General features: G+C 35.8%; 12 protein-coding genes. 7 read left to right on the top strand and 5 right to left on the bottom strand.

What is annotated here, in order from left to right:
• The 6 genes from B4N43_RS24200 to B4N43_RS24175 all read left to right on the top strand — a co-directional run.
• The coding region (locus tag B4N43_RS24200; protein WP_286736739.1) for a hypothetical protein at positions 1-230 on the top strand (230 nt) is incomplete at its 5' end.
• A 394-nt stretch (positions 231-624) separates the two neighbouring features.
• Complete coding sequence (locus B4N43_RS24195) at positions 625-906, top strand: hypothetical protein (RefSeq protein ID WP_286736737.1); 282 nt, start codon at positions 625-627, stop codon at positions 904-906.
• Positions 907-928: 22 nt separating this feature from the next.
• On the top strand, positions 929-1,609 hold the full coding sequence (locus B4N43_RS24190; RefSeq protein WP_120333725.1) for a DUF421 domain-containing protein: 681 nt from the start codon (positions 929-931) through the stop codon (positions 1,607-1,609).
• Positions 1,610-1,892: 283 nt separating this feature from the next.
• Positions 1,893-2,360 carry a hypothetical protein gene (locus B4N43_RS24185; protein WP_286736735.1) on the top strand — a complete coding sequence of 156 codons (468 nt, stop codon included), beginning with the start codon at positions 1,893-1,895 and terminating at the stop codon, positions 2,358-2,360.
• Between the two features lie 33 nt (positions 2,361-2,393).
• Positions 2,394-3,533, top strand: a complete 1,140-nt coding sequence (locus tag B4N43_RS24180; protein WP_286736734.1) for a hypothetical protein — start codon at positions 2,394-2,396, stop codon at positions 3,531-3,533.
• A gap of 449 nt (positions 3,534-3,982) precedes the next feature.
• Positions 3,983-4,306, top strand: a complete 324-nt coding sequence (locus B4N43_RS24175; RefSeq protein ID WP_286736732.1) for a hypothetical protein — start codon at positions 3,983-3,985, stop codon at positions 4,304-4,306.
• Between the two features lie 109 nt (positions 4,307-4,415).
• Here the strand turns inward: B4N43_RS24175 and B4N43_RS24170 are convergent, their stop codons facing one another.
• The 5 genes from B4N43_RS24170 to B4N43_RS24150 form a co-directional block, all read right to left on the bottom strand.
• Positions 4,416-5,354 carry a proline dehydrogenase family protein gene (locus B4N43_RS24170; RefSeq protein WP_088161884.1) on the bottom strand — a complete coding sequence of 313 codons (939 nt, stop codon included), beginning with the start codon at positions 5,352-5,354 and terminating at the stop codon, positions 4,416-4,418.
• A gap of 15 nt (positions 5,355-5,369) precedes the next feature.
• Positions 5,370-5,774, bottom strand: coding sequence for an NUDIX hydrolase (locus tag B4N43_RS24165; RefSeq protein ID WP_075993047.1), 405 nt, complete (start codon positions 5,772-5,774; stop codon positions 5,370-5,372).
• Positions 5,775-5,867: 93 nt separating this feature from the next.
• A complete protein-coding gene (locus tag B4N43_RS24160; protein ID WP_075993046.1) occupies positions 5,868-6,653 on the bottom strand; it encodes a PhzF family phenazine biosynthesis protein in 786 nt (261 codons plus the stop codon).
• A gap of 31 nt (positions 6,654-6,684) precedes the next feature.
• On the bottom strand, positions 6,685-7,050 hold the full coding sequence (locus B4N43_RS24155) for a DUF4406 domain-containing protein (RefSeq protein ID WP_232475547.1): 366 nt from the start codon (positions 7,048-7,050) through the stop codon (positions 6,685-6,687).
• A gap of 61 nt (positions 7,051-7,111) precedes the next feature.
• Complete coding sequence (locus B4N43_RS24150) at positions 7,112-7,693, bottom strand: Crp/Fnr family transcriptional regulator (protein WP_075993045.1); 582 nt, start codon at positions 7,691-7,693, stop codon at positions 7,112-7,114.
• Positions 7,694-8,468: 775 nt separating this feature from the next.
• On the opposite strand from B4N43_RS24150, the gene B4N43_RS24145 reads away from it, so the two are divergent.
• Positions 8,469-9,173, top strand: a 705-nt coding sequence (locus tag B4N43_RS24145; protein ID WP_286736727.1) for a PD-(D/E)XK nuclease family transposase, incomplete at its 3' end; no start/stop codon positions are given.

Genomic DNA, 9,173 nt, shown 5'->3' with positions numbered 1-9,173 from the left:
TAAGGAGAAATTTTATGGACCAAAGAGTATCGGCGGTATTTATGAAGGATGGGGTGATCTGGAGTGTTGGTGAAACTGATATGTCAGAAACAGATGTAAGAACTATTTCCCAAGAGGTCGGCATAGATAAGAGAATATATTTCTTAAATGATCAAAGCAGGCAAATGTATGCCTGCTTTGAATTCGACCTTTTCAGTATTCTTAAATACTGCGGAATAGTGCTGCTCTAACTATGTTTCTATCGTCGAGAATAAAAGGTGCTGTATTGACGGAGGATTTTCCCCATCTGCCTCGAAGATATCAACCTTTGTTTGTAGCAACCTATCGTCTTTAATTATCAGATGCTCGGGGAAAACATTTTGTACTTTCTTTATCAGATTTTCAAATACCTGAAAATCAGTGTCGCTTAAGGGGGTAAATGATTTTTCCCAATTGGGCAGGCGCATTATCCTGATCGCAAAATAGGGTAAAATAACACTGACAAATAAAGAGTATAAAATGTCTTCATTCTGCTCAATGCGGAAGGAAAAGTGATATGAAGGGCTTCCCCCCAAGAAGGAGTAGCCCCAGATTTCAGCAGACAGGTCGGTAAGAGACTCTTTTAATTGTTTCCACGAAAAAGAAATGTATTTGACCGCTTACCTTTCTGAGGTTCCGAGACCTTTATTTTGGAAAGAAAAATTAAGCAAATACCGACACGACATTTTGTTTCGTTATTATTCAGATGAAGAAAGACAACCAGAGCAAGTTCCTTATCCAGACTATCAAGGTTACTATATACAACTTGCGGACAGAATTAGCTCGACACCATTGAAGATTGATACCTTATGTATGTTGTTTTTGCCAAGTGATGAACTATTGCGACCGGAGGAATGTTTTAGGATTAAATGGCGGAGGCCACATTAATATTTTTGGATTTTAAAAGGTTATGGTTGATATACAAAAAATATTTGCAGAGGGGGTGGAAAGCTCCTTTCTTGTTGAAATAGGAGCGAGAACAATTATAATGTTTATTCTAATACTGATCATTCTAAGGCTCTCGGGTAGAAGGGGAGTTCGGCAGTTAACTCTTTTTGAGGTTGCGATTATAATCAGTTTGGGCTCAGCTGCTGGAGATCCAATGTTTCAAGAAGAAATACCCATCTTTCATTCGATTGTTGTCTTTATATGTGTAATCTTTGTCTATAAGTTGGTAACCTGGATTGCCTCCCGATCAGAGAATATTGCCCATTTATTGGAAGGTAAAGTTTTACCTGTAGTAAAGGATGGCGTATTTGATATAAAACATGAAAATGATAATACCTTTTCGCGTATGGAATTTTTTTCTGAACTGAGAAATTTAAATATCGAACATTTGGGACAGGTTAAGGAAGGGATTCTAGAAGTTGATGGAACGCTAAGCGTTTTATTTTATGCTGATAGTGATGTGAGGTATGGGCTGCCATTATTCCCGTCATCTTTCAAAAAGGTTGATGTATTCAGTGCTGAAGGGCCATTCGCATGCATGTATTGCGGCCATGTCGTATTTAGTTTTGAGAATGATTCCAAGGCATGTCCAAGATGCAATAAAACACAATGGAGCAAAGCCTTGAATTCAAAAAGAGTTTAAAAGAAATAATACCATGTATTAATTAAACAAATCATAGGGTGATACAGCTCGTGGCCGTTTTTATTCGAAGCCATTCTTTGAATAGAAAAACTTAAGATTGGGCAGCAGCATAATGAATTCAACGTCCCATCGAGGAAGGGAAAAAAGCAAATGGCCACGAATCGTTATTTATACCCAGCGAATCGTAATCCGTTCATTTAGCTCTAAAATTTACAGCTAAATTTGTTTGGTAAATGAAGCTGAAATCTTAAACAATAATATCAACATTTTAGCATCCTGACAAATGAATAAAGTAATATTAATTCCATCGATTTTAATTTTAAAGCTATCTGCTTTAAGGAAGATGCTTGCCGGCATCTTTTTTTTATTTTTCTTTTTAATTCCAATCAGTAATGGTTTTGCACAGACATGGATCAATATTGAACTTGAGCAAACCGAATACGATGATGCTACTTATAAAACCTGTTTAAAGGAAACGGGAGAGCCTTTAAACGGGAATTATGCGATAAAATTTAATGGTTTCCAAACCAATTTCGAGCCATTTATAGATGGTTTTAAAAATGGGGAGGCCAAAGTTTATAGACATAAGAAGCTGGCAGAGAGGGGCACATATCTAAACAACCTTAAGGAAGGTGTATGGTTTTACTATAAAGAAGATGGAACAATTCGTAAACGGGTTATTTATAAAAAAGGGAAAACAGAACCTTTTGGTGATCGGAGATTAAGGTGGGAAAGATCCAGTAAAAAGTAGTGTTTTGCCTGTTATTAAAAAAGAATAAGAATCATGAAGATATTATTATTACTAGCTATTTTACCCTTTGTTATCTCTTGTAGGGGTCAAGAAAAAATAGATTTAGCAAACTTGAACTTAAATGAGCCGATTGACCAAATCAGTAAATATGATGATCGATTATTAATTGGTGTGGAGACAGTAGAGTATCCCTTCAGTCTGTTGCTGGAGGTTGAAAAATCACAAAGGTATAGTTTCGATGGAATTGATTTAGCAGGGCAGCGGATTATTTTTCAAATCAATTCGGAAACATTAAAAACAGATAGTATTACACGTCTTGGCGGTGGACATATTGATCTCAAACAAGCCAAAACCGCAAGTGAATTAGAAGAATCTTTAAAACGATACGCTGCTGATGATAAAATATATGGCGTAAGAATTGAGCTCAAGACGCAACAGCTAAAGGCGAGTATTTTAAAGAAACTAGAGGTAAAATATGGCAAAGGGACAAAAAATCCAAATACCGACAATGGTTTATACTGGAATTTAAAGCCCCAAAATAAATTTATTTTATACGCGCCAGACTACGATAGGTTAATCATTTTGAACAACACAAACTTGTCTAAAACGTGTTACTGGGATATCATGAATGGTTTAATTGATTTTGGCGGATGCAACAATGAAAAATATATGGCGGACTTGCTAAAAAATGCGACCAAACCGGAAGATGTTAGAGACAAACCCACGCTGAAAATTGATAAGAACTGGAATATAAACAATTTGATTGTTGGCAAAACAACGGAAGAAGAATTTACGAAATCTCCTATAAATAAGCGTTTTGAACGAGTGACAGAAATTGATGGCACTACCGGAAAAACCAACGAGATCTATTATCAGAATACTTATCATGATTTCAATCTTTTTTTTGCTGTCAGTAAAAGTGATCCGGAGAACCAAAAGGAAAACACTATCAATGGTTACGCCATCAACGACTTTAGAAAGGTCAACATCTCATTTGAAAATAACTTAAAACCAGGCTTACAATTTGAAGAAGTGCTTAAGTTGTTAGATAAGCTTAAAATAATTTATCATCCGGTGGATTTTGCCAATTATATTGAAATCAAAACGCACCCTTATACAGTAACCCTGAATTTTAACGAAAGTATGTTGCTTTCCGGAATGTTTGTTAAATAGCTTTCTGATATAACATTTGGCCGATTGCTTGGGTATTGACTTTGCCCGATTGAACGATAGAACGCTATGATAGCAACCCCAACCAATTCCAACATTCCAATAGCTACCTATGTTGTCATCCGCACCACTGTCTTTAGTTATAAGGAGCGAGCCATGTAGATTTCTTTGGTGGTCGTTCTACCAGCTATGAGAAGAAGATGCAGGAAATGTATAATCGTCTCATAGAGACGCTCAAGCAACATGTCCAGACAATTTTTGCGATGCTATTATAGGGCTATGATAGGCTTAATACATCCGATTACATATAAAAAATGGGAAACCCTAAATATCTTTACCGTATACAATATTACTAATATTATTAGTAGTATTGTAAAATGAAACCGCTAGAAATCTTTTGCCGAAATCGGGTAATGTACGGTCAAATTACTGTGCATGATAAAAGCATGGGCATGAAAGATTATCATCTTTACAGCAAAAATGGTCTTGCTTTTTATGTTTTCAGGAAATCTCAGGAAGTGTGGCAATTGTCATTCGGTGTACTTGCCGATGACATCAAGGAAGCGTGCATTGACGCTCTTATACTTCGCTTTGATAAGGATGTGCCTGAGTTGTTTTATCATCATGTAAAACGCCAGGTAGTGGAAGTTTGTGCCAAGAAAAATACAGCCTTTGGCATATTTATTAATGTTGGTTTTGTCTGTTTGGAAAGATTTTGCCTGCAGCGTCTAAACTTCTTTTTTATGTCCTGTGGGAAAGTGAGCGATTCGAATTGATCCTCATTTTTCATTTGAAAAATTTGAGCTGTGCAATAATTAAATTAATGAAATAAATTTTGTGTTAATAGAAAATTCATCGTTTTGATGAACTTTCTATTACTAATTGCTATTTTGATTCGACAATATCCTGCAATGCTCTGAACAAATTTAATGGATATTCAGCTAATCGGTTGCAGAGATAAAGGTACCATTCCTGACCGTAAACGAAATAGAGTTTTGTTGGATAGCCTTCATCTTTCAATTGGGCCAACTGATCGGTTTGGATTCCGAAAAGACTTTCAAACTCGTAGAGTTCTTTATTTGGTTTTAGCGTATCTATAAGTTTTTTTACTTCCTGTTGTATTTCATGATGATGGGTTGCGATGGAACAGGGGTGGCCTTTTGAAAGTAGCTGTTCGACAAAATAAATATAGCGGTCATTGAGTTCCTGTCCACGTGGTAGGGACAGTCCTTTAGCAGTTTCAAATGCTCCTTTTACGATACGGATACGTCCCCTTTCATTACACATTGCTTCAAAATCATCAGTTGCCCGATGGAGGTAGGCTTGTAAGGTAATGGACAGGTTGGCATACTTCTTTGAACCATTTTGATAGAGTTTCAAAATGCGGTCAGTTCTGTCTGTTCCTTCAGCACTAATAATAACTTCCCTGTCCTTTGCTGTTTCACATATTTTAGATAAGTGCTCATAACAAAGACTTTCAGAGACTTCTAGTCCAATGTGCGAAAGGTCCAGTGAAATCGTGGAATTGAGATTTTTTTGCTCGATTGCTTTGCAGATATCCAAAAATTCATCCGTCGCTTTTGCCGCTTCCTTAATAGATCGAGTGCTTTCACCCATATACTCGATCGAACACTTAAAACCGGTATCATTTGAATCTTGTACTTTTATTAAAGTTTCCGAAAGATTTTCACCGCCAATGTATCGGTCAGCGGCTTTCTTCATTAGCTTGTAGAGTGCTTCGTTATTTAAAACATAAGCTTTTGCATCTTCATTTAATGCAGCTTTCCTTAATGCTTCAGCACCGATTGATAGTAATTGTTCCATCTAATAATATTAAAATTAATGTATAAGCTTCAAAGCATTTAACTTATCCAATATGATCTTTACAACCGCTGATGTTCGATCCCTATCCTGATAGGTTATCCATTCCAATGATGCTATTTCATTTGTCGGTTCAGGATTTCCGGAATAATCAGCAAAATAACATGTCATCCTTACTGATATACCATCAGTTTTACCATCGGCAAGAGCCTCGAAAGTTTCAAAATATTGCACTGAATCTTCTTTGATTTGGACATTAAGTTCCTCATGAATTTCTCTTTTTAAGCATTCTAAATCTGTTTCACCAATTTCTCTCTTGCCACCAGGCAGATATAGCTTTGATTTTGAATGGGAAAGAGCTGTTAATACTTTCTTTTCAACTATACAGATTAAAGCAACTTTGTCAATAATGTTATCTTTCATCTTATAAAATTAATAAATTTAAAATGCGCTGTCCGCCAGCCTTTGTGTATGTGCCTTCAGATTGATTTTAAACTGTTTTTATTGACAATGAAATTAAATCCAAAAGCGTCCAACAGAATATGTTCTTGCCTTACCAGCAATAATTACGCGATCAGGCTTGTTTTCACAATACAACTTTCCACCTCTTTCTGATAATTGCAGGGCTAAAAGCTTATCCTTTGTTAATCTTTTTGCCCAGAATGGTATAAGCGAACAATGCGCTGAGCCAGTAACTGGATCTTCAAGAATGGAAGACTGTGGGGTGAAAAATCTTGAAACAAAATCGCTGTCTGTCCCTGCTGCTGTTACTACTACGCCTCCCGGATCAAGATTTATAAGGTCAAAAATGGATCTGTCAATTCTGATATTTGTTATATCCTGCTCAGATTCATACAGTAGTACATAGTCTCTAGATTTGAATACCTCTTTTGGCTTGATATTTAATGATCTCTCAATGATATCGGGCAGGGCAGTAGGTTCTGGCATTCTGGAAGGAAAATCCATATAATAAACACCATCTTCTACATTTACTTTTAACGGTCCCACCTGCGTATCAAAAATAATTCTATTTTTTTGATAATTCAGGTGTGCAACTAGACAGTGCGCTGTTGCAAGGGTTGCGTGCCCGCATAGATCCATTTCAATCTCGGGCGTAAACCATCTCAGGTGTATAAAATCACCTTTATCGATAAAAAAAGCAGTTTCGGCAACCGCATTTTCACGAGCTATTTTTAAAAGTGTTTCGTCGGGTAACCAGTTTTTTAATGGAACAACGCATGCGGGATTACCATGAAAAACCTGTTCTGTAAAAGAATCGACTTGATATATTTCTAACTCCATAAAGTATATTTTTTGTTAGTAAAACATTTTGTTAAAGAAGCTCCGATGCTGGAATTTCTTCTACGGAATGATAAATTTTCAATCCTCTTTCCTGGGCTAACCGTACATCTTGATCAGCTCCTTTTGATTCTCCTTTGATTCGCAATACGGCATCGCATTTTTCGAGCATCCGATGTGCTATGGGATATTGGATTTCATTCCAGTGCTGATCTCCAACATGTTTTGATCCTGCTAATTTTATCAATGGAAGTGCCATCCATTCACCAATGAACGGTATATGCCCTTTTCTAAAGATTTCTAAAGCAAATGATTCAAGGTTGTCCAGGTTCTTTTTCATTAAAACCGGATCGTCGTTAGTGCCACCTCGATAAGGGCCCGCAATTAATATTAGCATCATATTTACATTCTTTAATTACTGCAAATTAAAGGTGTCCAAACTTGAAAAAAAATAAACTACTTTAAGACTTCCGCTTTTTTCGCTTGATCATACTTAAAAACTCAGGTGTGATTCCTAAATAGGAAGCAATTTGTTTTTGCTTCACTTTATTGGCAACATCAGGATATTTGTTCAGGAATATGTCAAAGCGTTCTTCGGCGGTTAGCGAGAGATTTTGAATCACACGCAATTGTTCCCTTATATAGGCATTTTGCATCAAGATCCTAAAAAAACGTTCAAATTTTGGTACTGTTAAATAGAGTTTTTCCAGATCATTTTTTTGCAGCTGATAGATGACGCTTTCTTCAATAGTGTCAATGGTAAGCATGGCGGGAAGTGCATTTATAAAGCAGTACATATCTGTTATCCACCAGTCTTTTATGGCAAACATAATAGTCGATTCTCTGCCGGACACATCAAGGTAGAATGCCCGTAATGCTCCAGTATCAACAAAATAAATGGAATTACATAATTGTCCCTGAGTTAATATCATACTTCTACGCGGTATTTTTGCTTTTTTTAATAACTTAAGAAATTGTGCAACTTCATTATCGTCTAATGTTATGTGCTTAGCAATATTCTCCAAAATTAACCCATGTTCCATTCTTATTCTATCTTAATCAAATGTAGTGATTTTTGTTTTTTTGTTCAGCTTATTATATTGGAGATTTCGATACCATTGACCATCCAGATTCGACATCCGGTTACCATTCAATACGGATAATTTTGACCATTTGAATATTACGCTGATAGGTCACAAATCCATTTTTATTTAACTTTGGACCAGCTATTACGATATACTGTTGCTAATTGTGGTCAAGCTGTTGATAGAACTGTAAACAGCTTTGGAATTGAGCCCTTTGATCGAGACATTTATAAATATGGAGGAAGTTTTGGAACACCAATATTTTATAATATTATACCTAATTTAATGTATGAAACAATCAAAAAAGTGAATAAGAATTTACCGCGATCTTTAATATTCAGGAAAAATGATAAATAGATATTTTTTGTTAATATTTATTATACTATTGCATAATAAATGCGATGTTGAAACTAATACAGTTGATTCAATTAATCTTACCGCACTTAATAATCAAGATTCTACGAAAATAGAATTAGGTACGTTTGTTTTTGAGAAAGGAAAATAACAGGTGTCAATAAAGCGTTCTGAAAACTTTATGCGCTATGTGTTTAGATTTGACCTTTATGAATCGACGATTTCCCGAATTAGTAGTTCGCTGAATTCCAAATTAGTTGCCGATAGAGCAAGCAGTCAACAAGCATATGTTACTTGTCTACTTATGTTTTTTACTAATTATTTTAGTAGTATTCAGTTTATTGTTGTATATTTGGCTGATAACCAATTAATAAATATTATGGCTAGATCAAAAAAACATTTGGGTAGGTATGTAGATCCACGTACCGATTTCGGTTGGAAATTTTACTTTGGTAGGGAGGACAACAAAATCTTACTGATTGAGTTTCTCAATAGTCTATTTCATGGAGAGAAGATAATTTCCGATCTAAGATATAAGCCTGTAGAACATGATGGTGATTATGAGGAAATGCGTCGTGTTGTATTTGATTTACATTGTATCGGCAGCGATGGTGAGGTTTTCATCATTGAGATGCAGCAGCTCTTTCAAGAATTTTTTAAGGACCGTGCAGTGTACTATACCTCACGTCTCATCAATAAACAATTAGCGCGAGGTAAGAAGGGTAGTGATTATTACCTACCGGAGGTTTACTTTATTGGTATTTTGGAGTTTGACATGGATAGAAATGGAAGTTCTGGTATATCCCGTGTCACAGAGCGGCCTTATTTCTATGATGTTGCGCTGTGTGACAAATTGACCAAAGAAATATTCTATGATAAATTGGGATATAAAATTATTTCGCTTCCATTATTTAATAAACAGCCAGAAGAACTAAAGACAGTTATGGATCAGTGGTTGTACTTACTTAAACATTTGAGTACCATGGATAGATTGCCATCATTTTTGGATAAAAGAATATTTGGTCTTATCTTTGAGATAGGAGAGATAGGTAAATTAACGGAGGAGGAGCTAATGTCATACGAA

It is taken from the genome of Sphingobacterium sp. UBA1897 (assembly GCF_002337775.1).
GTDB classification, from domain to species: Bacteria; Bacteroidota; Bacteroidia; order Sphingobacteriales; family Sphingobacteriaceae; genus Sphingobacterium; species Sphingobacterium siyangense.
This window is presented reverse-complemented; position numbering and strand designations above follow the sequence as displayed.

Bases quoted from the DNA above. Each gene is read 5' to 3' on its own strand.
- B4N43_RS24195 (WP_286736737.1), top strand. From the start codon at position 625: ATGTATTTGACCGCTTACCTTTCTGAGGTTCCGAGACCTTTATTTTGG.
- B4N43_RS24190 (WP_120333725.1), top strand. From the start codon at position 929: ATGGTTGATATACAAAAAATATTTGCAGAGGGGGTGGAAAGCTCCTTT.
- B4N43_RS24185 (WP_286736735.1), top strand. From the start codon at position 1,893: ATGAATAAAGTAATATTAATTCCATCGATTTTAATTTTAAAGCTATCT.
- B4N43_RS24180 (WP_286736734.1), top strand. From the start codon at position 2,394: ATGAAGATATTATTATTACTAGCTATTTTACCCTTTGTTATCTCTTGT.
- B4N43_RS24175 (WP_286736732.1), top strand. From the start codon at position 3,983: ATGAAAGATTATCATCTTTACAGCAAAAATGGTCTTGCTTTTTATGTT.
- B4N43_RS24170 (WP_088161884.1), bottom strand. From the start codon at position 5,354: ATGGAACAATTACTATCAATCGGTGCTGAAGCATTAAGGAAAGCTGCA.
- B4N43_RS24165 (WP_075993047.1), bottom strand. From the start codon at position 5,774: ATGAAAGATAACATTATTGACAAAGTTGCTTTAATCTGTATAGTTGAA.
- B4N43_RS24160 (WP_075993046.1), bottom strand. From the start codon at position 6,653: ATGGAGTTAGAAATATATCAAGTCGATTCTTTTACAGAACAGGTTTTT.
- B4N43_RS24155 (WP_232475547.1), bottom strand. From the start codon at position 7,050: ATGATGCTAATATTAATTGCGGGCCCTTATCGAGGTGGCACTAACGAC.
- B4N43_RS24150 (WP_075993045.1), bottom strand. From the start codon at position 7,693: ATGGAACATGGGTTAATTTTGGAGAATATTGCTAAGCACATAACATTA.